This is a genomic window from Geothrix sp. SG200, from assembly GCF_022808935.1.
Lineage (GTDB): Bacteria > Acidobacteriota > Holophagae > Holophagales > Holophagaceae > Geothrix > Geothrix alkalitolerans.
Genome location: NZ_JAKZFR010000005.1, coordinates 132172 through 157341, shown reverse-complemented (window position 1 = coordinate 157341; position 25170 = coordinate 132172). Strand labels below are relative to the sequence as shown.

The 25170-nt window shown below is 68.2% G+C and carries 27 protein-coding genes; 20 read left to right on the top strand and 7 right to left on the bottom strand.

Annotated elements, in window-relative coordinates; translation table 11 throughout:
* The first annotated feature begins 12 nt into the window (after positions 1–12).
* From ML539_RS11400 to rpsR, 4 genes are all read left to right on the top strand, one after another.
* Entirely contained in the window at positions 13–645 is a 633-nt protein-coding gene (locus ML539_RS11400; RefSeq protein ID WP_243323974.1) for a DUF6448 family protein, read from the top strand.
* 85 nt (positions 646–730) lie between these two features.
* A complete protein-coding gene (pth, locus tag ML539_RS11395; protein WP_243323972.1) occupies positions 731–1309 on the top strand; it encodes an aminoacyl-tRNA hydrolase in 579 nt (192 codons plus the stop codon).
* A gap of 189 nt (positions 1310–1498) precedes the next feature.
* Positions 1499–1888 carry a 30S ribosomal protein S6 gene (gene rpsF, locus ML539_RS11390; protein ID WP_243288344.1) on the top strand — a complete coding sequence of 130 codons (390 nt, stop codon included), beginning with the start codon at positions 1499–1501 and terminating at the stop codon, positions 1886–1888.
* Positions 1885–2151 (top strand): 30S ribosomal protein S18, encoded by a 267-nt coding sequence (gene rpsR / locus ML539_RS11385; protein ID WP_243295579.1) that lies wholly within the window; start codon positions 1885–1887, stop codon positions 2149–2151. The genes rpsF and rpsR overlap by 4 nt, the downstream gene beginning before the upstream one ends.
* A 436-nt stretch (positions 2152–2587) precedes the next feature.
* Here rpsR and ML539_RS11380 read toward each other — a convergent pair whose 3' ends face one another.
* The 5 genes from ML539_RS11380 to dcuS all read right to left on the bottom strand — a co-directional run bounded on the left by ML539_RS11380 (position 2588) and on the right by dcuS (position 9970).
* Positions 2588–4174 carry a hypothetical protein gene (locus ML539_RS11380; RefSeq protein ID WP_243323969.1) on the bottom strand — a complete coding sequence of 529 codons (1587 nt, stop codon included), beginning with the start codon at positions 4172–4174 and terminating at the stop codon, positions 2588–2590.
* A gap of 390 nt (positions 4175–4564) precedes the next feature.
* The gene (locus ML539_RS11375) at positions 4565–5680 is read right to left on the bottom strand and encodes a hypothetical protein (RefSeq protein WP_243323967.1); all 1116 of its coding nucleotides are present in this window, start codon (positions 5678–5680) and stop codon (positions 4565–4567) included.
* Between the two features lie 251 nt (positions 5681–5931).
* Positions 5932–7242 (bottom strand): C4-dicarboxylate transporter DctA, encoded by a 1311-nt coding sequence (gene dctA / locus ML539_RS11370; RefSeq protein ID WP_243323964.1) that lies wholly within the window; start codon positions 7240–7242, stop codon positions 5932–5934.
* Positions 7243–7664: 422 nt separating this feature from the next.
* On the bottom strand, positions 7665–8381 hold the full coding sequence (locus ML539_RS11365) for a response regulator (protein ID WP_243323962.1): 717 nt from the start codon (positions 8379–8381) through the stop codon (positions 7665–7667).
* On the bottom strand, positions 8378–9970 hold the full coding sequence (gene dcuS, locus ML539_RS11360) for a DcuS/MalK family sensor histidine kinase (RefSeq protein WP_243323960.1): 1593 nt from the start codon (positions 9968–9970) through the stop codon (positions 8378–8380). Before dcuS ends, ML539_RS11365 begins: the two co-directional genes overlap by 4 nt.
* Before the next feature lie 89 nt (positions 9971–10059).
* Between dcuS and ML539_RS11355 the strand changes: the two genes are divergently transcribed.
* A complete protein-coding gene (locus ML539_RS11355) occupies positions 10060–10560 on the top strand; it encodes a DUF6677 family protein (RefSeq protein WP_243323959.1) in 501 nt (166 codons plus the stop codon).
* A 503-nt stretch (positions 10561–11063) separates the two neighbouring features.
* Here ML539_RS11355 and prfB read toward each other — a convergent pair.
* Positions 11064–12170 carry a peptide chain release factor 2 gene (gene prfB / locus ML539_RS11350; RefSeq protein WP_243324134.1) on the bottom strand — a complete coding sequence of 369 codons (1107 nt, stop codon included), beginning with the start codon at positions 12168–12170 and terminating at the stop codon, positions 11064–11066.
* Positions 12171–12255: 85 nt separating this feature from the next.
* Here prfB and ML539_RS11345 point away from each other — a divergent pair, with 85 nt between their 5' ends.
* The 11 genes from ML539_RS11345 (at position 12256) to ML539_RS11295 (ending at position 20749) form a co-directional block, all read left to right on the top strand.
* Positions 12256–13257: an alpha/beta hydrolase gene (locus ML539_RS11345; protein WP_243323957.1), complete on the top strand. Its 1002-nt coding sequence runs from the start codon at positions 12256–12258 to the stop codon at positions 13255–13257.
* Positions 13254–14186, top strand: coding sequence for an outer membrane protein assembly factor BamD (gene bamD / locus ML539_RS11340; protein ID WP_243323956.1), 933 nt, complete (start codon positions 13254–13256; stop codon positions 14184–14186). Before ML539_RS11345 ends, bamD begins: the two co-directional genes overlap by 4 nt.
* Before the next feature lie 148 nt (positions 14187–14334).
* Positions 14335–15324 (top strand): aldo/keto reductase, encoded by a 990-nt coding sequence (locus ML539_RS11335; RefSeq protein ID WP_243323950.1) that lies wholly within the window; start codon positions 14335–14337, stop codon positions 15322–15324.
* Positions 15321–15878 (top strand): thiamine phosphate synthase, encoded by a 558-nt coding sequence (locus ML539_RS11330; protein WP_243323948.1) that lies wholly within the window; start codon positions 15321–15323, stop codon positions 15876–15878. Before ML539_RS11335 ends, ML539_RS11330 begins: the two co-directional genes overlap by 4 nt.
* Before the next feature lie 44 nt (positions 15879–15922).
* Complete coding sequence (locus ML539_RS11325) at positions 15923–16186, top strand: hypothetical protein (RefSeq protein ID WP_243323946.1); 264 nt, start codon at positions 15923–15925, stop codon at positions 16184–16186.
* Between the two features lie 2 nt (positions 16187–16188).
* The gene (gene rlmN / locus ML539_RS11320) at positions 16189–17289 is read left to right on the top strand and encodes a 23S rRNA (adenine(2503)-C(2))-methyltransferase RlmN (RefSeq protein WP_243323945.1); all 1101 of its coding nucleotides are present in this window, start codon (positions 16189–16191) and stop codon (positions 17287–17289) included.
* Positions 17290–17359: 70 nt separating this feature from the next.
* Positions 17360–17962, top strand: coding sequence for an exopolysaccharide biosynthesis protein (locus tag ML539_RS11315; RefSeq protein WP_243323944.1), 603 nt, complete (start codon positions 17360–17362; stop codon positions 17960–17962).
* Positions 17962–18747, top strand: a complete 786-nt coding sequence (gene trmD, locus ML539_RS11310) for a tRNA (guanosine(37)-N1)-methyltransferase TrmD (RefSeq protein ID WP_243323943.1) — start codon at positions 17962–17964, stop codon at positions 18745–18747. Before ML539_RS11315 ends, trmD begins: the two co-directional genes overlap by 1 nt.
* Positions 18748–18949: 202 nt before the next feature.
* Entirely contained in the window at positions 18950–19504 is a 555-nt protein-coding gene (locus ML539_RS11305) for an outer membrane beta-barrel protein (RefSeq protein WP_243323942.1), read from the top strand.
* A gap of 146 nt (positions 19505–19650) precedes the next feature.
* Positions 19651–20010, top strand: coding sequence for a 50S ribosomal protein L19 (gene rplS / locus ML539_RS11300; RefSeq protein ID WP_243295563.1), 360 nt, complete (start codon positions 19651–19653; stop codon positions 20008–20010).
* A 205-nt stretch (positions 20011–20215) separates the two neighbouring features.
* Positions 20216–20749, top strand: a complete 534-nt coding sequence (locus ML539_RS11295) for an outer membrane beta-barrel protein (RefSeq protein WP_243323941.1) — start codon at positions 20216–20218, stop codon at positions 20747–20749.
* Between the two features lie 255 nt (positions 20750–21004).
* Here the strand turns inward: ML539_RS11295 and ML539_RS11290 are convergent, their stop codons facing one another.
* Positions 21005–22474, bottom strand: coding sequence for a menaquinone biosynthesis decarboxylase (locus ML539_RS11290; RefSeq protein WP_243323940.1), 1470 nt, complete (start codon positions 22472–22474; stop codon positions 21005–21007).
* 185 nt (positions 22475–22659) lie between these two features.
* On the opposite strand from ML539_RS11290, the gene rplU reads away from it, so the two are divergent.
* From rplU to nadD, 4 genes are all read left to right on the top strand, one after another.
* Positions 22660–22971, top strand: coding sequence for a 50S ribosomal protein L21 (gene rplU, locus ML539_RS11285; RefSeq protein WP_243288366.1), 312 nt, complete (start codon positions 22660–22662; stop codon positions 22969–22971).
* 118 nt (positions 22972–23089) lie between these two features.
* On the top strand, positions 23090–23350 hold the full coding sequence (gene rpmA / locus ML539_RS11280) for a 50S ribosomal protein L27 (protein ID WP_026852683.1): 261 nt from the start codon (positions 23090–23092) through the stop codon (positions 23348–23350).
* Positions 23351–23525: 175 nt separating this feature from the next.
* Positions 23526–24548: a GTPase ObgE gene (obgE, locus tag ML539_RS11275; RefSeq protein ID WP_243323938.1), complete on the top strand. Its 1023-nt coding sequence runs from the start codon at positions 23526–23528 to the stop codon at positions 24546–24548.
* Positions 24545–25162, top strand: a complete 618-nt coding sequence (nadD, locus tag ML539_RS11270; RefSeq protein ID WP_243323934.1) for a nicotinate (nicotinamide) nucleotide adenylyltransferase — start codon at positions 24545–24547, stop codon at positions 25160–25162. The genes obgE and nadD overlap by 4 nt, the downstream gene beginning before the upstream one ends.
* Positions 25163–25170 lie beyond the last annotated feature (8 nt).

Genomic DNA, 25170 nt, shown 5'->3' with positions numbered 1-25170 from the left:
CCGGAGCTCCCCATGCGAAAGCTTCCCATCCTGCTCACGATCCTCCTGGCCGGCCTCGGCGCCCTGCCCCTGAGCGCCCATTGCGATGCCCTGGACGGTCCCGTGATCGTCACTGCCCGGAAGGCCCTGGCGAAGGGCGACGTCAACCCCGTGCTCGCATGGGTGAAGGCCGAGGACGAAGCCCAGATCCGCGCAGCCTTCGCCCGCACCCTCAAGGTCGGCGCGCTGGGCCCCGAGGCGAAGGAGCTGGCCGAGACCTACTTCTTCGAGACTCTGGTGCGCCTTCACCGTGCGGGCGAGGGCGCACCCTACACGGGGCTCAAGCCTGCGGGTCTGGACCTGGGCCCCGCCATCCCGGCGGCGGACAAGGCCCTGGCCTCCGGCGACATGAAGCCCGTGTTCGAGCTCATGCACAGCGTCCTCAAGCCCGGCCTCGAAGCCCGCTTCAAGGAGACCCGCGCCACCCGCAGCGAGGCGCCGACGAATCCCGCCTCCGGCCGCAAGGCCGTGGCCGCCTATGTGGACTTCCTCCACTACGTGGACGGCGTCTATCAGGCCGCCGCTGGTGGCAGTGCCCACGCCGAGGGTGCCGAAGTGGAAGCCCGCACCGCCCCCGCCAAGCCCGAGCCCCACCACCAGCATTGAAGGCTCTTCACTCCGCCAGCGGGCGCCCGAAGGCGCCCGCTGCCTTTTCCGAAAGCTGACAGCCGACAGCTGATAGCTTCGACCCATGTGGACCCTCGTTCCCCTCGGAAACCCCGGCCCGGAGTACCAGGACACCCGGCACAACCTCGGCCGCCTCATGCTCCAGCGCTGGATGGCGGACCGGGAGCTGGCGCCGACTCCCGCCAAGCGGTTCCCCTCGGGCACGCTCTATCCGCTGACGGAGGGCCTCCAGGCCCTGGTGCCCGCCACCTACATGAACCTCTCCGGGGAGGCTTGCCTCCAGGCCGAGGCCGCGGGGATCTACCCCCGAAGGCTGGTGCTCCTCTACGACGACAAGGACCTGCCCCTGGGCACGGGCCGCTTCCGGCTCGACGGCTCCAGCGGCGGCCACAACGGCCTCCGCTCCGTGTTCGAGTGCCTGGGAACCACGGACATCGCCCGCCTCCGCCTGGGCATCGGCCCCTTCCAGCGCCCCCTGGTGGACTACGTGCTGCAGCGTTGGACCGACCCCGAATGGGAGGTCATCGACCGGCTGGACGCCCCCTTTGCCCGGTTCCTGGATCTGCTCGGGCAGACGGAGGATCTGGGTGGCCTGGCGAACCTGGTGAATCCGACGGCGTTCTGGACCCCGGTCGAGGGCTGAGCCGCACGACTTTTCATTGAATTTCCTGACCTTCCGCGCGAAACTATCCGTTCGCGCCTCCGCTGGAGGCGTACCCATCGAACGCACGGCCCCCCGGACCGTGCTCCTCACCGGCGCTGCCGGCGAGAGATGGGACCTCTCTTGCTCCCCGGAACCCAGAGGGGGGCTTCACATCCACAAGGAGGACAGATGCGTCACTACGAGACCATCTTCATCGCCTCCCCCACGCTGACGGACGAGCAGAGCGATGAGCTCGTCAAGCAGTTCGAGGGGATCATTGCCGAGCAGGGTGGCGAGCTGCTCAAGACCGACAAGTGGGGCCGCAAGAAGCTGGCCTACGAAGTCCAGAAGTTCAGCGAGGGCTACTACACGCTGTTCGAGATGAACGCGGGCCCCGACCTCATCGCCGAGCTGGAGCGCCGCTTCCGCAACCACGATTCGGTCATCAAGTACCTGAGCGTCCGCATGGACGAGGCCGAGAAGGCCGCGGGCCGCGCCAAGCAGCGCATCGAGCGCGAGGCCAAGCGCAAGGCCCAGGCAGGCATCAAGGAACGTTCCGCTGAAGAGGTGATGGGATGAAGCGCCGCAGCGACGCCAAGAAGGGCAAGCCCAAGAAGAAGAAGGCCTTTGGGGGACGACGCGCCAAGTTCTGCAAGTTCTGCGTCGAAAAGAGCACCCTCATCGACTACAAGGACGTGAAGACCCTCCAGGCCTTCACCCCGGAGCGCGGCAAGGTGCTGCCCCGCCGCACCAGCGGCGTGTGCGCCGTCCACCAGCGCGCCCTCGTCGAAGCCATCAAGCGCGCTCGCAACATCGCGCTGCTGCCGTTCGCCACGGACTAGTCCTGGCGCTGGCGGACTTTCAACGAAGAGGGGGCCATTCGGCCCCCTCTTCGTTTCCGCACGAAAGCCTCCCTCGACAGGGCTCCCCCGGAGCCCTGTCGCCCCTCCGGGGCCGGTCAGCTTCTGCCGTCCACCAGCGCGCCCTCCATCTGACGGGCACGCCCCCGGCGTGCCCTCCCGCTCGCTCCACTCGCGGAGATGGAGCCTCCGTCGAAGCCATCAAGCGCGCACTCGGGTCGGCGGGGCCCCGCTCCGAAGGCTCCCTTGGAGCCTCCTCCGCGACCCGCGTCGTCCCTCGCATCGCGCTCCTGCCGTTCGCCGGGGACCGGGGGCTGGTCCTGATCGCAGCTGTCGACAAAGCGGGGGTGGGTGCCTCCGCTTCGTCGCATCCGGCTTCCATGCCAGCGGCGACGCGGATGTCAGGCGCCTGGCCAGTTCAAGGGGGGACTGGCACCCCCGGCCGGGGCACGAACACACGTCTATCCTTGTCGATGATCAGATAGGAAATGGGCTTGCCGAACAATCCCATGGGCGAGCCGTAGAAGGCGCGGTGCCTGGAGGCGTCTTCGGGGCTGGGCGCCGACCAGAGCGACGGCATCCCGGGCATCCGCTGGCCCAGGAGATTCCGGATGGATTCACTTATCAGCGCATGCGAGGCACGGTCCTGCCAGCCTGGATCGATGCCCTGGAGCCTGCCAGCCAGCTCAGGGCTGGAAAGGACGATCACGGGGACGGTCCATTCGGAAATGCCGCATTCCCCGGGCAGATTCCCGTGGGGGGCCTTGGCCTGGAAATTCTGCCCGTGGTCGCTGGTGTAGAACACCAGGGTGCCCTCCGGAAGCCGCCCGGCCAGGCCCTGGAGGAACGCCAGCGAGGCCCGGGAGATCGAGATGGAATAGGGGTCCGGGGTCCCAGCCAGCTCAGGCGGAAGGCTATGCGCATAGGGGAAGTGGGTCCCGACCTTGTTGATGAGGGTGAACGTCCGATCCGCCTTCCCCAGCTGGCCGAACAGCGCGGGGACGGCATTGAGATCCCGTTCCGTTCGCGCACCCAAGGCCCCGGACGGCAGGACTTCGTCGATGAAGGACTTCTCGAGGTCATCGAAATAGTCCTGGATGGCCAGGTCGTCCAACACGCCCTGGCAATCGATGTAGGCGGTCCGGAACCCAGCCTCCTTCGCCACCTGGAACAGGCTGGGGAAGTGGCGAAGGGATGTTCCCGGATCTTTCGGATCAGCGCCCCGCCTGAGCATCAGGTTCGACGCGGCGCTGGAATTGGCGAAGCTGTACCCCAGACCGAGATTGCGGAGGTCCGGCAGGTGGGCCCGATCGACCAGGTCGCGGAACGCGCCACCTTCCACCGATTCGTCGATGACGAGAATGACGTGCCGCACGGCGGGATCAAGGGGAACGTGCTGGAACGCCGCCGCGGCTTTCCCGTCCTGTACCCATCGGCGGGCCGCGGCATCCACGGCCAGCGTTCCGGCGTGCAGACCCGCCTGGAACTGCATGGGAAACCCATTCAAAGCCGTGTCTCCACCGATGACCAGGATCGCCAAGTACATGACGATCGCGGTCAGGCTGGCGCTGATCATGGGGATGCTGTTCCTGGCCCGCCCGGCGACGCGGACCCAGACAAGCAGGGCCAGCACCGCCAGGATCTGCAGCACCACGACGAGGATGGGTGCCGTGAATTGGGATAGCGCATCGCCCGTGTTCCCGACCGATTCCAGGAGGGTCTTCCCATCGACCAGGGTCAGGGGCCGCCCCCTGATCCTGAAGAAGGAGGTGCCGACCAGGAAATTGAGAGAGAAGAAAAGCCCCCCCAGGATCGCCCACCGGCGACGGGCGAACCCGCAGCCCACCAGCGCCAAGACCGCGGCCAGGATTTCCACCAGGTAGATCAACCGTTTCAGCGGGTGCCCCAAGGTGGCCATCCGGTGGGGGATCTGGGGATTCATCCACAGCGACAGCACCACCAGCAGCGCGCACGCGACCAGCACCTGCGCTCGTCGGCTCAACATGAGAGGTCTGGGCAGGTTCGATTCCGTGACCACGGGTGGCTCCGGATGAGCTCACTGTGAACACCTGGCACCCTGAGGACAAGTGTTGCGAATGGAGAAAATCAGGAAGCCTAAATTGATCTGTTTTTAGGGCTTTAGTTGAAGAATTCGCAACGGGCACTCTGGGAGGGTCGGACGAGTCGGCCTGGGGCTCAGGACAGACTGGGTGGTTCCATCCCAAGGGTTCCGGACGAAGCCAGGCGTCGGCGGGCATTCAACGAAAGGGGCCACCCGCGGCCCGCATCGTCCCTCGCATCGCGCTGCCGCCATTCACGAGGATCAGGTTCGTTCTTGAACCTGCGAAAAGCGGGGGCCTGCGCCCCCGCTTTTCGCATGGCACAAGACCATCACTCAATCCGTCACCGCGAACACCACGCGGTCGTTGCGCAGGCGCTCGGGATCCAGGATGCGGATGGTGGCGTTCTTCCGGTCCTCGGCGAGGATCACGGTGTAGTCCTTGTCCTTCTGGAGGGAGCCGGGCACCACGTTCACCTTGCTGATCTTGGCGAGACCCACGTCCGAGGCCTGGATCTGGACCTGGGGATTGGGATCGTCCAAGGGGAGATCCTTCACGAAGCGGGAAGCCACGGCCTTGGGGCCCATGCGGTCCTTGGCGAAGACTGGCACCACGATGACGCCTTCGTTCTCCAGCTGTTTGCGCTGGCCGACCAGGTAGTGCATCGAGTTGAGCTTGACCTTCTGGGCCTGGCTCAGGGTGGTCAGCTCGCTCACCTGGGCCGTCAGGGTGGTCTTCTCGGAATGGAGGGCGTCCACCTCCTCCTGCACCTTGGAGCGCTCGGTCTTCAGGTCCTGCACCTGGGTGGAGAGGTCATCGCGATCCTTCTGAAGGGCCGCCCGCTGATTGTGCAGATACTCGGTGGGGCCGATCTCGGCCTTGCCCTGTGTGACGGCCGTGATGTAGGCGCCGCCGGCGTACTGCTGGTAGACCTGCCAGCCGGGCTGGAGCTCTTCCAGGATGTTCGCCCGGGCGGCGAGGGTCTTGGCCTTCTCCTCCGAGAGGCCCTTGCCCTTCAGGAAGCGCACGGCCATGGCGAAGTGGTTGTCCTTCTCGGTGGCGATCTGGGGCTTGGGCAGCTGGGACTGCAGCCTGGCCACCTTGGTGTTGAGCTCGCGGATCTGCTTGTCGCGGTCGAGGATCTCCTGCAGGAGGGCCGCGGTGCCGTTGTTCTTCTCGGCCTTGATGCGCGCTTCCAGAAGGGCGCGCTGGTCCTCCGTCAGCTGGATGCCCGCGGCGTTGGGCTGGAGCCCCGCCTTGGCCATGGCCTCGGCCTGGGCCTTGGTGACGCCCTGGGCCTGGCCTTCAGCCTGCTGGGCCTCCGCCACCTTGCTGGCGAAATCCTTGGATTCCGTGGACTCGGACTGCGACTTCTGATTGCACCCGACCGCGAGGGCGAGCGGGAGGACCGCAAGGGCGGCCCCGAGGGCGAAGGGTTTCAGGAATGTCATGCACACCTCCTCAGAGAGCGGGGAAACACTGGACCTGAAGGGTGGTGCCGCCTCCGGATTCACGCAAGTCAATGTATATACACCATTTGTTCTACCGCCAGCCCATCCCTGCGGAGGTGCGCCTCACTTAAAGGCCATGATCTCTTCACTCAAGGAGGGGTTCATCGAAGCCGTGGTCGCGAAGATTTTGGTGTCGGCCCCAAAAAAAAGCGGAGGCCGGAGCCCCCGCTTCTCCATCAGACCCGGAGGCCCTATTCCATCTCGTTGGCCAGGACGGGAACCTCGCCCACGGGCAGCGCCGCTTCCGCCTTGCCGCCCAGGGTGGCGTGGAACTTGTCCCAGTCCAGTTCCTTCTCCCAGCTGGCCATCACGACGGCGGCGATGCAGTTGCCGATGTGGTTGGTGATGGCGCGGGCCTCGGACATGAACTTGTCGATGCCGAGGATGAGGGCCATGCCCGCCACGGGGATCGTGGGCACCACGGCCAGGGTGGCGGCCAGGGTGATGAAGCCCGAGCCCGTGACGCCGGCGGCGCCCTTGCTGGTGATCATGGCCACCACGAGGATGCCCAGCTGCTGGCCCAGGGTCAGCTCGATGCCGAGCGCCTGCGCGATGAAGAGCGAGGCCAGCGTCATGTAGATGTTCGTGCCGTCCAGGTTGAACGAGTAGCCCGTGGGGATCACCAGTCCGACGATGGATTTCGACAGGCCCAGCTTCTCCATCTTGTCCATCAGGGGGATGAGGGCGGACTCGGAGGAGCTGGTGGCCATCACGAGCAGCAGCTCGCTCTTGATGTAGCTCACCACCTTGAAGATGTTGAAGCCCGCCAGGCGCGCGATGAGGCCGAGCACCACGAAGATGAAGACCGCGCAGGTGGCGTAGAAGAGGAAGATGAGCTGGGCCATGGGAATCAGCGACTTGAGGCCGAACTTCCCGATGGTGTAGGCGATGGCGGCACCGGCGCCCAGGGGGGCGAGGTAGAGGATCTGCTTCATGACCCCGAAGAACATCTTGCTGAGGTTGTCCAGCATGGCGATGACGGGATCCTTGACCTTGTCGGGCAGGGCCGCGAGGGAGAAGCCCATCAGCACGGAGATCAGCAGCACCTGGAGGATGTCACCCTCCGTGAAGGCGCTGAACAGCGTCTTCGGGATCATCTTCAGCAGGTGGTCGGTGATCGTCAGGTGCTGGGCCTGGGTGACGTAGTTGGCCACGAGCTTGGGATCAAGCTTCGAGGGGTCGGCATGGAAGCCGCGGCCGGGCCCGAACACGTTGGCCATGACCAGGCCGATCACCAGGGCCAGCGTGCTGACGATCTCGAAGTAGAGGATGGCCTTCCCGCCCACGCGGCCGGCCTTCTTGATGCTGCCGGAGCCGGCGATGCCCAGCACCACGCTGCACATGATCACCGGCGGGATCAGCATCTTGATCAGGTTGATGAAGCCGTCGGCCGCCGGCTGCATCTTCACCGCGATGGCGGGATAGAAGTGCCCCAGAAGCGCGCCGAGGACGATCATGACGGCAACCCAGTTGTACAGTTTTGATGCGGCACGCTTGAACATGCGGATGGTCCTTTCAGAAGATCCAGACATGGGGAACGGGCGGCCCCAAGGGGGCCGGAAGGAAACGTGGTGGGAAAGATGCCGGAGGTCTGAGCGGAAACCCGGGAGGGGTCCCGGGTGCCGAACAGCTGCACTGCTCACACGACCTGCGGGTAGGTTTCCTGATTCTCGGTCAGCCTTCCCGGAACGCGCCGTTCTGGAAGTTGATTCCCCGATTTGGAACTTTTGAAAGCGGATTCATCGAGGGACCTACAACGCAACCCGCAATGTCCGGCGCGCCGAAGCGAGGTCCGGGGGGAGGTCCCCCTCCGCGAGCCCAGAGGGCGGGTGGGAGCCACGCCCCGCGTGGCGTCAGGTGGAGACGCGCAGCGCGCCTCTAGATCCCTGCCACGCTTGCGCGGCGGGGGGAACGCCCGGGGGCCTCAGAGGAATGTCTGGACTTCGCGCAAGTACCCCTTCTGGAACTGGAACCGGTGGACCGGCCGCCCCCCGGTGCCGTAGCCGGGTTCCATCCGGAGCACCTTCAGCGCGCTGAGGAACTCGAAGTACTTCCGCACGGAGACCCTGGAGATGCCCACCTGGTGGCCGATCTCCTCGGCGGTGAACCAGGGGGACGGTCCCTGCCAGGCCGCGACCGCCTTCACCACCTTCTCCAGGGTGTTCCGGTCCAGGCCCTTGGGGAGTCCTTCCGCCTTCCGGCCTTCCGTGGCCCGCCCGGCCAGGCGCTTGTCGAGCTCGGTCTGGTCGAGGACCTGCCCGCCCCGGATCAGGCGGCGGGTCTCGCCGTAGCGATCCAGGGCCTGCTTGAGCCGCTCGAACTCGAAGGGCTTGATGAGGTAGTCCACCGCGCCCAGCTTCAGGGCCCGATCGATGGTTGCCGCGTCCCTCGCGGCCGTCACGAAGATGACGTCCACATCCAGGGCCTGCCGACGGATCTCCCCCATGAGCTCGATGCCGCTCTGCCCGGGCATGAAGATGTCCATCAGCAGCAGGTCCACGGTGTGGCGCCGGAGCAGGTCCAGGGCCTCGGCGGCGTTGCCGGCGGAGGCCACGGCCTCGAACCCCGGCACGCGGCTCAGGTACATCCGGTTGAGCTCGGCCACCATGGGGTCGTCTTCGACCAGCAGCACCCGGATCATGGTTCCTCCCGGAGGAACAGGGTAAACGTGGCCGTGAAGAGGGCGCCGCCTTCTTCGCGGTTCTGCGCCACCAGGCGCCCGCCCCGGGCCTCGATGGCCCGGGCGGCCTGCCAGAGGCCGAAGCCGCGGTTCTCCCCCTTGGTGGAGAACCCCAGGTTGAAGGCCTCGGCCAGAATGTCCTCGGGCATCCCCGGACCGCTGTCCGCGACGGACAGGTGCAGCAGGGTGCCCTCGGGCCGGAGGGACACCTGGATCTCGCGGCGCGTGCCGTCGCCGATGGCCTCGACCGCGTTCTCCAGCAGGTTGCCGAGCACGGTGACGAGGTCGTGGGAGGCCGCGTCATCGGGGCAGGGAGGCAGCGAGGCGTCCTGGTCCAGCTCCATGTGGATGTTCTGCTCCCGCGCCGAGGCGAACCGGGCCAGCAGGAAGCCCGCGATGACCGGGTCCTTGATCCGCTGGACCACGAAGCCCACCTCGTCGTCCAGCCGGCCCACCACCCCGGCGATGAAGGATTTGAGGCGCTCGTACTCCTCCAGCCGGACCAGCCCCAGGATCACGTGGAGCTTGTTCATGAACTCATGGGCCTGGGCCCGCAGGGCATTGGCGTACAGGCGGACCCCCGTCAGCTGCTCCGCCAGCCGGTTCATCTCCGTGATGTCGCGGAAGGTGGCCAGCGCCCCGGTGATGCGGCCGCCCACCATGACGGGAACGCGGTTCGTCAGGATCGGCAGGCCCAGGATGTCGCCCTCCTGGTCGTACTCCGCCTGGCCGGTCTCCATCACCGTGCCCAGCCTGGAGCTGGGGAGGACCTCCTCCACCGGGTGGCCCACCAGCTCGCCATGGCTTCCCGCCAGCGCGAACAGGCGCAGGGCCTCCTCGTTGACGATGGTGACCACCAGGTCCCGGTTCACGCCGATGATGCCCTCCCGCACCGAGTGCAGCATGGCGTTGCGCTGCTGGAGCATGGTGGCGATTTCCTGCGGCTCCATGCCCAGCAGGATCTTCTTGATGCGGCCACCCAGGTACATGGCCCCCAGGATTCCCGCGGCAAACCCGATGACGCCCCCGATGACGATGCGCTTGCGCACGCTCACGAGCGTGCGGTCCACCCCGGACTGGAGGATGCCCACCGCCACCGCCCCCACCTGCCGGTCCCCCTTCCACACGGGCGTGAAGGCACGCAGCGAGAGGCCGAGGGTGCCCTTGGCGATGGAAAGGTAGGACCGCCCCCGGTACACCTCCGCATCGTCACCGCCAGCGAAGCGGGCACCGATGAGGGACGCGTTGGGGTGCGAGAGCCGCATCCCGTTCATGTCCATGACCACGACGTAGTCCACGCCGGATTCGGTGCGCATGCGCTCCGCAAGGTCCTGGACGTCCGCCTGGGGGCGGCCTCCCGCCAGGGCGTCCCGCACCACCTCCGCCTCGGCGGTGATCCGAGAGAGCAGGACCACCTTCTGCCCCAGGGTGTCCCGGGTCTGGCGAGCCATGCGCCAGTCCACCATGGCCCCCGTGACAGTCAAGGCCAGGGCCAAGATCAGCGAGACCAGGATGGTGATCCGGGTCCGGAGCTGGAGGAACGGGCGCATCCGCGGCATGGTAGGGACCATCGTAGGGCGGAAGGACGAGGAAAGGCGAGGCCGGCGGGGGCTCGTCCGTTCTGGGGTAACCTAGGGGCATGACCGACGACAAGTCCGTTCCACGGCTCCCCATGCCCCTCCGCCGCCAGAAGGCCGTCCAGGCCGCGTGGAAGCCGCTGCTGTTCCAGTGGCTGGTGCCGGGTGCGGGCTACTGGATGATCGGCGAAAAGGGCCGGGCCAAGGCGTTCTTCGGCGTCTGGACGCTCTTCTGCCTCCTGGGCGCCCTGCAGATGCAGTACGGCGCGGTCGCGGGCGTGAAGGGCGGCGTCTTCGTGCCCCAGGCCGGGGCCTGGCTGCCCACCCTGGGCGCCTTCGCCACCGCGGGCATCGGGCCGGCGTACGGCATCTTCGCCTGGGCCTTCGGTGGCGCGGGCACCGAGCCTGTGCGCACGCTCACGCAGGAGTACGGAGCCACCTACGTGATGGTCGCCGGCCTCCTCAACTGGCTCTGCTGCTTCGACCTCTGGGACCGCATCACGGGTCGCTGGGTCTTCCGCCTCCCCAAGGACGAGCAGGAGAAGATCGCCAAGGGCGAGTAGCCATCACGCCCTCCGGGCGGCCGCTGGGCGCGCCTTCGAGCGCGCACGCGGCCCTGGCTGCCCGCGATCGGACGCGCCACTGGCGCGTCCTCCCACTCACGGGGCCTTCGACCCCGTTCGCGGAGCGGGGCCCCCGGTCGCCGGCCTCCTCAACTGGCTCTGCTGCTTCGACCTCTGGGACCGCATCACGGGCCGCTGGGTCTTCCGGCTGCCCAAGGATGAGCAGGAGAAGATCGCCAAGGGCGAGTAGCCATCACGCCCTCCGGGCGGCCGCTGGGCGCGCCTTCGAGCGCGCACGCGGCCCTGGCTGCCCGCGATCTAACGCGCCACTGGCGCGTCCTCCCACTCACGGGGCCTTCGACCCCGTTCGCGGAGCGGGGCCCCCGGTCGCCGGCCTCCTCAACTGGCTCTGCTGCTTCGACCTCTGGGACCGCATCACGGGCCGCTGGGTCTTCCGGCTGCCTAAGGATGAGCAGCAGAAGATCGCCAAGGGCGAGTGAGCCTCAGCCTTCGGTCTTGAGCGACTTGGCCAGGAGCTGGGCGCGGATGAAGGCGTCGATGTCGCCGTCGAGGACCTTCTGGGTCTGGCTGGTCTCCTCGCCGGTGCGGTGGTCCTTCACCATCTGGTAGGGCTGGAGGACGTAGCTGCGGATCTGGCTGCCCCAGGCCACGTCGGCCTTGTCGCCGCTGGCGGCGGCCACCTTCTCCTGGAACTTGCGCTGTTCCAGCTCGTAGAGCCGGGCCTGGAGCACCTTCATGGCTGTCGCGCGGTTCTTGATCTGGCTGCGCTCGTTCTGGCAGCTCACCACGATGCCCGTGGGCAGGTGGGTGAAGCGCACGGCTGATTCGGTGCGGTTCACGTGCTGGCCGCCGGCGCCGCTGGCGCGGAAGACATCGATCTTGAGGTCCTTCTCGGGGATCTCGACGTTGATGGTGTCGTCCAGCTCGGGGCTCACGTACACGGCGGCAAAGCTGGTGTGGCGCCGCTTGGCGGCATCGAAGGGGCTGATGCGCACGAGCCGGTGGACGCCCGCCTCGGCCCGCAGGTAGCCGTAGGAGAAGGGCGCGTCGACGATGAAGGTGGCGCCCTTGATGCCGGCCTCCTCCCCGTCCTGGTAGTCGATCATCTCCGTGGCCCAGCCCTTGGCTTCGCAGAAGCGCAGGTACATGCGCAGCAGCATGGCGGCCCAGTCCTGGCTCTCGGTGCCGCCGGCGCCGGGTGCGATGGCAACGATGGCGTGGTTGTTGTCCAGGTCGCCGCTGAGCATCATCCTCAGCTCGGCATCCTCCACCGCCTTGCGGAGCCCCGTCTCCACGGCCTCGGCCTCGACCAGCATCTCGGCGTCCTCGCGGGCCAGCTCCAGCCCCGTCTCCAGGTCCTCCAGCCCGCCGGACAGGCGCTTGGCCAGGGCGATGTCATCGCTGATGGAGCCCCGCTTCTGGAGCAGGGGCTTGGCGGCCTCGGGATCGTCCCAGAAGCCCGGGGCGGTGGTCCGCTCCTCGATCTGTTCCAGTTCCAGGGCCTTGCGCTCGGGATCCAGGTGGGCGACCAGCTGCCGGACCCGGGGCTCCAGTTCGTTCTTGGCCCGCACCAGGGTCTCGAAATCCATCGTCCGCGTCTCCAGCCCGAGCTTCCGGGGAACCTTCAAGTTTATGCCAATCGGGGATCGGCCGTCCCCACGGTATTCTGATCAGATGCATGATCCCACCCCCGTGCTGCCCGCCGATCTGGAGCCCACCGCCCGTGGGGTCCTGTCGGGCCATGGGGGCGTGACCCTCGCCTACGCGCGCTGGGAGCACCCGGCGCCCAAGGGGCGGGTGGTCATCTCCCATGGCTACGGCGAGCACGGCGAGCGCTACCGCCACACGGCCCGCTGGCTGCACGGGCTGGGCTGGTCCGTGTCCGCCATGGATCACAGCGGCTTTGGGCGGTCCGGGGGCATCCGGGGCGACGCGGATGGCATCCGCGTCTTCGTGGATGACTTCGCCCTCTTCCTCCGCCAGGAGCGCCGCCACGACGCCGAACGCACAGGGGCCCAGGCCCGGGTGGTGGACGGCGTGCCCATGCCACCGCTGCCGGTCTGCCCCCAGGTGGTGCTGGGCCACAGCTTCGGCGGGCTGGTTGCCCTGCTCACCCTGCTCTGGCACGCGGACACCCTGGACGGTCTGATCCTGTCGAGCCCCAGCGTGGCCGTGCGGTCCAATTCGAAGGCCCTGGTCGTGCTCTCCCGCCTCCTCAGCTGGCTCATGCCCCACCGGCCCATCCAGCTCCATGGCGACAAGAGCCGGGTCTGCTCGGATCCTGTCCTCGTGCAGCGTTACCAGACGGATCCCCTCTGCCACCGCTGGGCCACCGCCGCCTTCGGCGCCGCCCTGGAAGAGGGCCGGGCCGAGCTGCTGCCCCTGGGCCAGGAGCTGGATCGCCCCATGTTGCTGCTGGAATCCGGCGAGGACACGGTGGTGGATCCGGACGCCTCCGAGGCGCTGTGGTCCGCGGTGAATCCAGGCCTGCTGGAGCGGCACCGCCTGCCCGGTTTCTACCACGAGGTCTTCCACGACCGCCGGCGCGCGGAGGCCCAGGCCCTGGCCGAGCCCTGGCTGGACCACCTCTACCAGGCATGGAATCCCTCCCAGCGCCCCCGGAACCCTTCGCTCCGTCCCGCCATGTCTGAAATGCTGTCCCCGGAGTCCGCATGAAGCGCATCCTCACCACCCTGTCCGTCAGCCTCCTCCTCGCGGGGCTGGGATTGGGCTGCCGCAAGCCGAAGACCGCCAGCCAGGTGACCCTCAGCTCCACCGTCCTGATGGCTCAGGCGGACAAGCAGATGAAGCAGGGCAAGTTCAACGAGGCCAGGACGACCCTCCGCCAGCTGGAGCAGTACCTTCCGGGCTCTCCCGAGTTCCCCAAGGCCAAGCTCATGCTGGGGGACAGCTTCTTCTTCCAGTCGAACCCCAGCTTTCCCGAAGCGGAAGTGGAATACACGAGCTTCCTGAACTACTTCCCCCGCCACGAGCTCCGGGACTATGCCCTGTACCACCGGGCCTTGTGTCACTTCTCGTCCATCGAAAGCGCCGAGCGCGACCAGACCGAGACCCGCAAGGCACTCGACGGGTTCCAGCAGCTGCTGACGGAATCTCCGGGCAGCCCCTACGCCCCCGAGGCCAGGTCCAAGGTCGTCCAGTGCTGGCGGCGCATCGCCGAACACGAGCTAGTCGTGGGCATCTTCTATGTGAACGTCTACTACTACCCGGGGGCCGAGCGGCGCCTGAAGGCCCTGCTGGAGACCTATCCCGACTACGTGGATCGCGAGCGGGCCTATTTCTACCTCGGCGAGGCCCTGCGCCAGCGGCTGCTGCTTCCCGAAGAGCTGAACCAGTTCGAGAAGGACTACGCCAAGAAGCTCCAGAAAGAGGATCTGAAGGAGCTCACCCGGGAACAGGGCATGCAGTACCAGAAGGACTTCATCACCTTCACCACCGAGCGCATCAAGGGTTTCCGCGACGAGGCCAGGAGCTACTACCAGAAGCTGGTGGAGAGCTATCCGGGCTCCGAGTGGGCCCGCCGTGCGGCGGACCGCCTGGTGACCATGGGCACCGACGGCGTGAAGGAAGACCTGGATAGTTAGTTCTCTCCGGGGGTCCCGCGCTTCGCTTCGCTGCGCGCATACCCCCGGACCCCCGCACTCGGTTCGGCAAAGCCGAACCTCGCTTTACCCTTCCGGGGGTCCTCCAGAGCGCGAGCACCCCCGGACTCCGCCATCACCCGGAGGCGTCATGGACCTGAGCAGCCTCGGCCTCGGCACCTACCTCGGGGAGGCCACCTCCGCCGCCGATGAGGGCTATGCCGCCGCGGCCCGCGCCTTCTTCGCGGCCGGGGGGAATGTCTTCGACACGGCGGCGAACTACCGCGGAGGGCGCTCGGAGCGGGCCCTGGGTTCGGCCTTCGCCGGGCTGTCCCGGGAGGCGTTCTTCGTCTCCACCAAGGCCGGCTACCTGCCCATGGGCGACGGGATCACGGAGGAGAGCCCCCGCGCCTGGTTCCAGCGGGTGCTGGAGGGCCCGGGCATCCTGTCCGCCGAAGATGTGGTGGACGGCTGCCACGCCATGACACCCCGCTACCTGGCCCACCAGCTGGAGGTGAGCCGGGCCGCCCTGGGCGTGGCGACCGTGGATCTCTTCCACCTGCACAACCCCGAGCAGCAGCTCCCGCACCTGGGGCCGGAGGCCTTCTACGCCGCCATCCAGAAGGCCTTCGAAGCCTGCGAGGGCTTCGTGGCCTCCGGCGCGATCCGCGCGTACGGCGTGGCCACCTGGAACGGGTTCCGCGTGCCGCCGGGGCGGGCCGACCACCTCAGCCTGGAACGCCTGATGGCCGCCGCCGAGGCCGCCGGAGGACGGGATCACCACTTCCGCTGGATCCAGCTGCCCCTCAACCTCGCCCTGCCCGAGGCCTTCATCGCCCCCACCCAGCCATTCCGGGGCGAGGGCCTGACGCCGCTCCAGGCCGCCCGCGCCGCCGGCCTGTCGGTGCAGACCTCCGCGTCGATCATGCAGGCCCGCATCCTTTCCCAGCTCCCCGCAGACCTGGTGGAAGCGCTGGGAGGGGCCACCCCCGCCCAGGCGGCCCTCCAGTTCACCCGTTCCTGCGCCGGCGTCACGGTGGCCCTCTGCGGCATGGGCCGCGCGGACCACGCCACCGAGAACGCCGCGGTGATGGCCCTTCCGAAGGTGGACCCAGCCGTGCTGGAGGGCCTCTTCGGATGATCCTCCTCGCCATCACGCCGGGTTTCGGCTTCGACCGCGACCGCTGGGCGGCCGTGCTGCGCTCGGGGGTGGATGGCTTTCTGATCCGCGAGAAGCAGCTGGAGGCGCGCGCGCTCCTGGAGGCCGCCACCTGGTGCCAGGACGCCGCCCCGGAGGTGGCGCTGTGGGTGGCCGGTCGCCTGGATGTGGCCTTCGCCGCGGGCTGCGGCTTGCACGCCCCGGAAGCCCATCCGGAGGTGGAACCAGGTCTGGTGCCGCTGTCCCGTCCCCTGCACGACGAAAGTCAGTGGGCGGCGCGCAGCCGCGTGGACCAGCTGCTCATCTCGCCGATCTTCGCCAGCCCCGGCAAGGGCGCGCCCTGGGGGCCGGTACGGCTGGGCCGCTTTCTCGACGGCCTGCCCGCGGAGGGCCCGCGCCTCCTGGCCCTGGGCGGAATCGATCCCGTGAAGGCGGCCCTGCTCAGGCATCCGCGCCTGGCGGGAGTGGCGGCCATCCGGCCCTTCTGGGACGGAGATCCGCGCCGCGCAGTCGCAGCCTTCCGCGAGTCCTCCTAGCCGGCGGATCTGGAGCCGGCTGGTATTCTGGGAGCGGAGGCTCCATGGATCTGCCCGAGAACCTGCATCACCTGGTCAGCGAACTGGGCGATTCGCTGGTGAAGGCCTTGGCCGAAGATGACCACTGCCGCGACCTCACCTTCCAGATCCAGGCCCAGGGCTACGGACTCATGCTCATCCTGGAGGCCGCGCCCATCCGGCTCCGCGGGGAGGGCCCCGGCGAAGGGCTGCCCCAGGAGGGCCCCGAGCAGCCCTTCTCCGAGGACGACAAGCGCCTGATGAAGTCCTTCAAGATCCGGATGGACTGACGATGACCCAGTTGTGGGACCTGCCGGCCCCTGAAGCCGGCCGCGCCGCGCGTCCCAACGCCGCGGGTCTGGACGCCGCGGACCTGAAGGCGCTGGTCTCCGCCCTGGGGGAGCCGGCCTGGCGCGGAGGCCAGCTCTTCGACGGCCTCTACCGGCAGCGTTGGACCCGCTGGGAGCAGTTCTCCAGCCTGTCCAAGGCGCTGCGGACGCGCCTGGAGGCCGAGGTGGACCTGACCTGGCCCGCCATCGTCCAGAGCCAGGCTTCGGAGGACGGATCCACCAAGCACGCCTTCGAGCTCGCGGACGGCCGGCAGGTGGAGGGCGTCCACATGCCGTACGAGGACCGCACCACCCTCTGCCTCTCCAGCCAGGTGGGCTGCGCCATGGGCTGCACGTTCTGCGCCACGGGGCAGATGGGCATCATCCGCAACCTCTCGGCAGCGGAGATCGTGGGCCAGGTGGTGGCCATGCTGAACCATCACGGCCACCCGGAAGGCCGGGCCGTGAACCTGGTGTTCATGGGCATGGGCGAGCCCTTGCACAACCTTGACCACCTCATGGCGGCCTTCGCCATCCTCACGGATCCCAAGGGCCTGGCCATCCCGCCCCGGCGCATCACCGTGTCCACCTCCGGTCTGGTGAGCGGCATCGAGCGGCTGGGCAGCTTCGCGAAGCGGCCGCGCCTGGCCCTGAGCCTCAACGCCACCACGGACGTCCACCGCTCGGCCATCATGCCCGTGAACCGGGTCTGGAACCTGGAGGCGCTGGCGGCGGCCCTGGCGGCTTTCCCCCTGCAATCCGGCGAGCGCATCACCCTCGAATACGTGCTGCTGAAGGGGGTCACCGACAGCCTGGAGGACGGCCGGCGCCTCGCCGCCTTCGCACGCCGCTTCCCCGCCAAGGTGAACCTGATCCCCTTCAACCCCCACGAGGGCAGCGGCTTCGAGCCCCCGGAGGAAGCGCGCGTCGGCGCCCTCTGCCGCCTGCTCTCGGAAGCGGGCCTGCCCGTGAGCGTCCGCCGCAGCCGGGGCCAGGACGTGGCGGGCGCCTGTGGCCAGCTGGTGCGGGAAGGCCAGGCCCGGAAACCGAAGGCCGGGGCCTGAGGTCCCGGAGCCTGAGGCATCAGGACTGAAGACCAGGGACCGAGGACCCTTTTCCCGTCATCCTGGAGGGGTGCCGTCCGCCCCGAAGCCCTTCTTCGAGACCCTCCACGCCCTGCTGGACGCGGAAGGCGAAGTCACGCTCGGGGAGCTGCTGGACGCCGCGGGCGAGCAGACCTACGGCCTGCTGACGCTGCTGCTGTCCCTCCCAAGCCTGGTGCCGGGCCTGAACCTCGGGCTGGCCCCGGTGGGCGGCATCGGGCTCATCGTCCTGGGCACCCAGTTGGCCTGGGACACACCCCATCCCTGGGTGCCCGGGCGGGTGCAGGCCCAGCCCATCCACAAGGGCCGCATCAAGAACGCCCTGGCGAAGCTCGAGACCCAGCTCGACCGCCTCCGCTGGCCCAGGGCCCGGCGGCGGCCCATTAACCGCCGCTGGGTGGGCGCCTGCATCGCCTGGACGGGGTTCCTGCTGGCCATCCCCGTCCCCCTTCCCTTCGGCAACCAGCTGCCCGCGGCGATCCTCTGCCTCCTGGGCGCCTCCCTCCTGGAGGAACGCCCCCTCTGGGCCTGGATCGGCGCCGCCGCCGCCCTCGCCAACACGCTGTACTTCGCCTTCAGCTTCGACCTCATCGCCCGCACCTTCATGAAGGCCTTCCACGCGATGATGAAGTGATGCGCATCGACGCCCTCACCCTCTTCCCGGAATTCTTCGAGGCCGCCCGCCTCGGCATCACCGGGCGCGCCTTCCGGGAGCTGGGGCACACCCTCCTCACCCACAGCTACCGGCCCTTCGCGGGCAACCCCTTCGGCCACGTGGACGACGCCCCCTTCGGCGGCGGGCCAGGCATGGTGCTGCGCCCCGAGGTGCTGCGCGACACCCTGGCCTCCGTGCCCCGGGCGGCGTCGAACCGCGTCATCCACTTCAGTCCCGCGGCGCCGCCCCTCACCCACGCCAAGGTGCTGGAGCTGGCCCGCCTGGATCAGCTGATCCTCGTCTGCACGCGCTACGAGGGCCTGGACCAGCGGGCGGTGGAGCGCTACGTGGACGAGGAGCTCAGCGTGGGCGAGGCCGTGCTCAGCGGCGGCGAGCTGCCGGCCCTCTTCCTCATCGACGCCGTGTGCCGCTGGTTGCCAGGCGTGCTGGGCAACGAGGCCAGCGCCGAGGAGGACAGCTTCGCCACGGGCCTGCTGGACCACCCCCACTACACGCGCCCGGCCGCCTTCGATGGTCTGGAGGTGCCGGCGGTGCTCCAGGGGGGCGACCACGGCGCCATCCGCCTCTGGCGCCTTCGGGAGGCCATGGCCCGGACCCGGCGTCTCCGGCCGGACCTCTGGACCGCCTTCCTGCGGGACCGCCTGCCCGCCCTGGATCGCCCCGCCCAGTGGTGCGCCTGGCAGGTGGAGCATCCGGAGGACTGGGAGCGGCCCAAGCCGAAGGGCTGGAAGGGGTGGAAGTAGCTTGACACTTTGTGGCGAGCCGCAACGCCCCTGCGCGTGTTTTGCAACAGGCCGCAGTGGCCTGGAAAGCCGCGCCAGTCGCCAGTCCTGAGGAATTTTGGACAAGCAACTTCAGGATATTCAATATCGTCATCCTCTATGGACGAGCTGGCATCAAGCCTGCTTTTGTGGATGGGCCCCGCTTGGGCCCACAGGAGAACCCATGACGATCCGCGCCCTCATCCTGGCCGCCGCCGCGCTGGTGGCCCCCGCCCTCAGCGCCCAGGAAGGTCCCCGCTTCGGGCTCCAGGCGGGCCTCAACATCCCCCAGAGCGACCTCAAGGACGCGGTGGACAGCAAGGTGGGCTTCACCGTCGGCGCCCAGGCCACCTTCGACCTCCGGGGCGGCCACATGATCCGCCACCGCCTGGACTACACCTGGTTCCCGGAGTACTCCTGGGGCTGGGGCGGCTACTCGACCAGCCACAAGTTCTCCAACATCTCCCTCGGCGCCGATTACCTGTACTTCGTGGAGGGCAAGCCCCAGGGTTTCTATGTCACCGGTGGCCTCGCACTCGTGCAGTGGAAGGCCGAGCTGAGCTCCTCCTACCTGGGCGCCAGCGCCTCCGCCAGTGAGACCACCACCAAGCTGGGCCTGGCCGCCGGCGTGGGCTACCAGTTCAACAAGACCGTCGGAGCTGACGTCCGCTACCTGAAGAGCAGCGCCTGGGAAGGCGACCTCGACATGATCCAGGTGGGCGCCACCTTCTGTTTCTAGGTTGAGGTTCAGGGATGGGGGGCTTCCTCCGGGAATGCCCCCTTGCCTTTCCGGCCTTTTCCGATACACTGATGGACTCCCCGACTCCGGGGACATCGAGCCATGTCCGCCGATTCCGGCCCGGGACCGCTGGCCCAGGAGCCCACATGAGCCACATCATCGACCAGCTCGAAGCGAGCCTGCTTCGTTCCGACCTGCCCCGCATCCAGCCCGGCGACACCGTCAAGGTGCACGTGAAGGTGAAGGAAGGCGAGAAGGAGCGCATCCAGCTCTTCCAGGGCATCGTCATCGGCATCAAGGGCGGCGGCATGCGCACCTCCTTCACCGTCCGCAAGATCGCGAGCGGCGTGGGCGTGGAGCGCATCTTCCCCCTGAACAGCCCCACCATCGACAAGCTGGAAGTCGTGCGCCACGGCAAGGTCCGCCGCGCCAAGCTCTACTTCCTGCGCGAGAAGCTCGGCAAGGCCGGTCGCCTCAAGGAGCGCCGCACCGAGAACGGCGAATAGGTCTGACCGCTTCCCTGAAAAGGCGCCCGCGAGGGCGCCTTTTCGTTGGAAATAACCGGAATCGGATTCACCTCAACTCAAGCTAGATCTTTATTTCTAGCCCCATCTTTTCCTTCCTGAATGAGGGGCGGCCTTCCCGTTATTTGTGGGAACATGGCCCCGGCGCCGGTCGGCCCGCCCCGGGCCCGCGCCTTCCGGAGGAACCATGAAGATCCTGTCCCCGCTGACCCTGGCCGTCCTGGCCACCGCCCTGTCCCTCCAGGCTGAGGCACCCCGATACGGCGTGCAGGGTCTCGTCAACATCCCCCTGGGCGACCTGAAGGACTACGTGGACAGCAAGCCGGGCCCGGGAGTCGGCGTGCATGGCACCTTCGACCTGGGCGATGGCCACATGCTGCGCCCCCGCCTCGACTACTCGGTCTATCCGGAGTCCAGCTTCGGCAGCCTCAAGCAGGATGCCAACAACCTCAGCCTGGGCGGTGACTACCTCTACTTCATCGCCGGCAAGCCCGAGGGCCTCTACCTGACGGCGGGCCTGGCCGCCATGCGCTGGTCCTTCGAAGTGAAGGATCCTGTCCTGGGCAACGTCTCCACCCACACGACCAAGCTGGGCCTGGCCGTCGGCGCCGGCTATCAGTGGAACGCCACCGTGGGGACCGAGGCCCGCTTCATCCACTCGCGAATCACTGGCCAGTTCCAGGCCGACGCGCTCCAGGCCGGGGTCACGATCCGGTTCTAATGCTCTCCGGGGGTTCCGCGCTGCGCGCACACCCCCGGACCCCCGCGCGAAGCCCGGCCCAGCCGGGCTTCGCTTTGCTCTCCGGGGTCCCCCTCGCCACGCATGCGTGGCGAGGATCTAGTGTCGCGCTGCGCGCCTCCACCTGACGCCACGCAGGGCGTGGCTCCCACTCCCCCCTTGGGCTCGCGGAGGTGGAGCCTCCCCCCGGACCCCCGCGCGAAGCCCGGCATAACCGGGCTTCGCTTTGTACTCCGATCAAAGGCCGTATTCCTTCCACCGCTGGCCGATGCGGTCGAGGATCTCGTCGGGGAAGACCAAATCGCGGGGCCACTCGCGGGGGAAGCCGTCCCAAGGCCGGTTCTTGCGGGTGGCGTCGATGCCCACCTTGCTGCCGAAGGCGAAGCGGTCGGCGCTGTGGTCCAGCACGTCGAGCGGGCCTTCGGTGAAGAGCATGTCGCGCTTGGGGTCCACGTTGCTGGTGAGGCGGAAGAGCACCTCGGTCAGGTCGTGGGGGTCGATGTCCTCGTCCACCACCACGATGCCCTTGGTGAACATGATCTGGCCCGTGCCCCAGATGGCGTTCATCACCTTCTGGGCGTGGCCGGGGTATTCCTTCCTCATGGAGAGGATCACCAGGTTGTGGAAGGCCCCGGCGGCGGGCAGGTGCATGTCGCGGATCTCGGGCAGCACCATGCGGAGCAGGGGCAGGAAGATCCGCTCCGTGGCCAGGCCCAGGTAGGCGTCCTCCTGGGGCGGACGGCCCACGATGGTGGCGGGGAACACGGGATTTTTCCGCTTGGTGATTGCCTCGACGTGGAGCACCGGGTAGTTGTCCGCCAGGGAGTAGTAGCCCGTGTGGTCGCCGAAGGGGCCCTCGCGGCGCAGCTCGCCGGGGGTCACGTAGCCCTCGATGACGAGCTCGGAATCCGCGGGCACCTCCAGGTCGTTCGTCACGCACGGCACCATCTCGATGCCCTCGCCCCGCAGGAAGCCCGCGAACATGACCTCGCTGAGGAAGGGCGGCAGGGGCGCCGTGGCGGCATAGGTGAGGGCCGGGTCGCCGCCGAAGCTCACGGCCACGGGCATGCGCTCGTCCTTCCCGTAGCCGTGGCGGTTGCGGGCGCCGTCGTGGTGGAGCTGGGTGTGGAAGCCCAGGGTCCGGTCGTCGAAGACCTGCAGGCGGTAGAGCCCCGTGTTGCGGTGCCCCGTCTGCTTGTTCCGGGTGTGGCTCATGCCGAGGGTGATGAAGGGACCGCCGTCCTCGGGCCAGGTGGTGAGCACGGGAAGCTCCGAGAGCTTCACCTGGTCGCCCTTCAGCACCACCTCCTGGCAGATGCCCTTGCGGACGGTCTTCGGCATCCAGTTGGAGACCTCGGCCAGCACGGGCAGCTTGGCCAGCTTCTCGAAAAAGCCCGTGCCGGGCTTGGGCATGGCCTCCTGCACCAGCTTCTCGATGCGGTCGGCGACGGCGTCCAGGCCGCGGGGATCTTTGTCCACGCCCAGGGCCAGCTCCATGCGCTTGAGGCTGCCGAAGGCGTTCATGGCCACGGGCATGGCCTTGCCCCTGGGCCGGTCGAAGACCAGGGCCCTGCCGCCCCCGGGCTGCTTGGAGATCCGGTCGGCGATGGCGCCCATCTCCAGATAGGGGTCGACTTCGGCGGCGATGCGGCTCAGCTCGCCCTCGGCCTCGAGCTGCTTGAGGAAGGTCTGGAAATCACGGCCCATGGGAATCTCCGGACCCCGATCATCCCATCCAGGCCTCGCCGCCGGAACCCTATCCCCTGTCATTCAGGAATTTCCCTTGAGGGGCCAGGGATTTTCCCGCATACTGATGGGCCTTGCCCTGGCCGTGGGCTCCCAAGTGCGTCCGATGGACTGCCGCCCCCGCGCCCCAACCGAATGAGGTTTCCATGTTCGCAATCATCAAGACCGGCGGGAAGCAGTACCGCGTCGCCGAGGGCGACATCCTCCGCGTGGAGCTGCTGGAGAAGGATCCCAAGCAGGCCGTGACGTTCGAGGACGTGCTCCTCATCGACAAGGACGGCGACCTGAAGGTGGGCCAGCCCACCGTGAAGGGCGCCAAGGTCGAGGCCGAGGTCATCACCCACGACCGCGCCAAGAAGGTGATCATCTTCAAGAAGAAGCGCACCACCACCTACCAGCGCACCCAGGGCCACCGCCAGGGGTACACGGAAGTGCGGATCAAAGCCATTAAGGGTTGATGTTGTCCGGGGGTTCCGCGCTGCGCGCACACCCCCGGAGCCCCCGATGCTCGCCCGGGTCGCACCCGTGCTCGCATCCTTCCTCGTCCATGACATTCGATTCTGAAGAGGTTCTTCCATGGCTCACAAAAAAGGCGTCGGTTCCAGCCGCAACGGTCGTGATTCCCATTCCCAGCGCCTGGGCGTGAAGGAGTTCGGTGGCGAGGTCGTCACCGGCGGCTCCATCCTGGTCCGCCAGCGCGGCACCAAGTTCAAGGCCGGCATCAATGTCGGCATGGGCAAGGACCACACCCTCTTTGCCAAGATCGACGGCAAGGTGCGCTTCCAGGACAAGGGCCAGTCCGGCCGCTTCATCCACATCGACCCGATCGAAGGATGAATGCTGTCCGGGGGTGTGCGCTGCGCGCCTCCATCTGACGCCACGCGGCGCGTGGCTCCCACTCGCCCGCAGGGCTCGTGGAGATGGAGCCCCCCCCCCGAGACCCCCGCGCATAGGCCGGGCGTAGCCCGGCCTATGCTTATGCCTCCCCGGTCTTCCGCAATCAAAGGTCCGAATGTTCCTTGACCACGTCCAGCTCCGCGTCGTCGCCGGCCACGGCGGGTCCGGCGCCATGAGCTTCCGCCGCGAGAAGTTCGCCCCCGAGGGCGGGCCGGACGGCGGCGACGGCGGCAAGGGCGGCTCGATCTTCCTGCGGGCCAACCGGGCCCTGAACACCCTCAATCCCTACCGCCAGAAGCGCGACTTCGCCGCCGACCGCGGGCGCCAGGGAGAGGGCTGCATGCGCCACGGCAAGGACGGTCTCGACATCACCCTGGACGTGCCCCTCGGCACTCAGGTGAAGGACGCCGACACCGGCGAGGTGCTGGCGGAGCTGCTGGCCCACGGCCAGGATGTCTGCGTGGCCCGCGGCGGGCGCGGCGGCCTGGGCAACACGCACTTCAAGAGCTCCACCAACCGCACGCCCCGCCATCACCAGCCCGGCGAGGAGGGCGAGGAGCGCACCCTCGACCTGGAGCTGAAGCTCATCGCGGATGTGGGCCTGGTGGGCTTCCCCAACGCCGGCAAGAGCACCCTGGTGAGCCGCCTGAGCGCGGCGCGGCCCAAGATCGCCGACTACCCCTTCACCACCCTGGAGCCCCAGCTCGGCGTGGTGAGCCTGGACCGCTTCGGCGGCGACCTGCTGGACAGCTGGGTCATCGCCGACATCCCCGGCCTCATCGAAGGCGCGGCAGGCGGTGCGGGCCTCGGCATCCAGTTCCTCCGCCACGTGGAACGCACCCGCATGCTGCTCCACCTGGTGGATCTGTCCGATCCCATCACGGAGCCCGCGGAGGCCGTGCGCGTCATCGAAGGCGAGGTGGAGGCCTTCAGCTCCGTGCTGGCCGCCAAGCCCCGCTGGCTGGTGGGCACCAAGCTCGACGCCCTGCAGGACGACGAGCGGCGTACCGCCTTCGAGACCCTCTGCGCCGACCGCGGCCAGAAGCCCATCTTCATCTCGGGCGTCACGGGCGAGGGACTGCGCGAGCTGGCCTTCGCGGTCGATGCGGCCCTCAAGGACAAGGACGCGGCCCAGTGAAGCGCGTGGGCCTGCTCGGCGGGGCGTTCAATCCCCCCCATGAAGGTCACCTGAAGCTGGCGCGGCTGGCCCTGGACCACCTGGACCTGGATGAGCTGCGCTTCGTGCCCACGGCCATCAGCCCCCACAAGCCCGACCCCGGCGGCCCCGCGCCCGGAACCCGCCTGCACCTGCTGGATGAGGCACTCCGCGCCTTCGATCCGCGCTGCGCCGTCGAGACCGCGGAGCTCGAGCGGGGTGGCGCCAGCTACACCGTGGACACCCTGGAGACGCTGTCCGCCCGGGAGCCCGGCACGGCCTGGATCCTCGTCATGGGCAGCGACCAGCTGGCGGGCTTCGCCACCTGGCGGCGCCCGGAGCGGATCCTCCAGCTGGCCTCCCTGGCCGTGGCCCTGCGCCCCGGCGCCCCGGCGGACGTTCCGGCCTTTCCCGGGCTGCGACCGGCCTCGGCCTGGTCCGGCGGGACCGGCGAGCTGGTCTGGCTCCCCTCCACGGACACGGACCTCGCCTCCACGGAGCTCCGGCACCGTCTGGCGGCGGATCCTGCCCAGGATCCGGGCGGCATCCCGCCCCAAGTTCTCGCTGCCATCCGCGCGGAAAACCTGTATCGTTAGCCCTGTTT